Source organism: Thiolapillus sp. (assembly GCF_048562965.1).
Taxonomy (GTDB): domain Bacteria; phylum Pseudomonadota; class Gammaproteobacteria; order Chromatiales; family Chromatiaceae; genus Thiolapillus; species Thiolapillus brandeum_A.
On the sequence record NZ_JBHNMF010001203.1, the window covers coordinates 1 to 789 of the forward strand.

Here is a 789-nt window from a genome sequence, read left to right on the forward strand (position 1 = left end):
TAACTATATCGCGCAAGCGGCCTCGGCCATGTATGGGGTGTATGTTCTGGCCAGTCAGGATGGACAAGATGCCATCAAGGAAGCCTGCATCCAGCTTTCCGAAGATCAGGTGCACGTCATCAAGGTGCATGAACGACTCCAGGAGATCGAACAACATGCGAAGGAACTGGAGAAAAACCTGGAATCTGCCGAGGCAAAAGCATCGGAACAAGCAACGACATGTGAACAGTACTCCGAACAAGCTGATGAAAAGCTGGAAGAAATCGAGCGCTCCCGTGAGCAGACAATAGTCTCAGCCAGTGAAGCCAAGACCCGTGAAGACGAGATCACTGAACTCGCGGACGAGGCTGGCAAACTCCGGGCAGACATCGACGCTCGAATCCAGGCTTCCCAGGATGCACAGCAACAGCTTCAAGCGTTGACTGAGCAGGCGGCAGAAATCAGAAAAGAGCTGGAATCCCTTCTCCCGGGCGCGACGGCAGCAGGGCTTGCAGCCGCGTACAAAAAAACCAAGGACGAAATTTCAGACCGCATGGATACGCTTTTCACCAAGTTTTGGCTGGGCTTGGGTGCATTGATTGGCACCTTGGTACTTGGGCATGTCCTGTTGCCGCCATTGCCAACTGAACTGGGACCGCTCATGCTTCAGGTGCTCTCACGGGCCATGCTTGCGTCCCCGGCAGTCTGGTTCACCTGGGTCGTGGTACGCCAATACACCTACCTGTCCCGCCTACATACCGACTACGGCTTCAAGGAGGCTGTGGCCACCTCATTCGAAGGCTTCCGCCG

General features: G+C 55.3%; 1 protein-coding gene. It reads left to right on the plus strand.

Features of this window, described 5'->3' with window-relative positions:
• Positions 1–789: hypothetical protein (locus ACOCD2_RS23305; protein WP_293675454.1), on the plus strand; the 789-nt coding region annotated here is incomplete at both ends.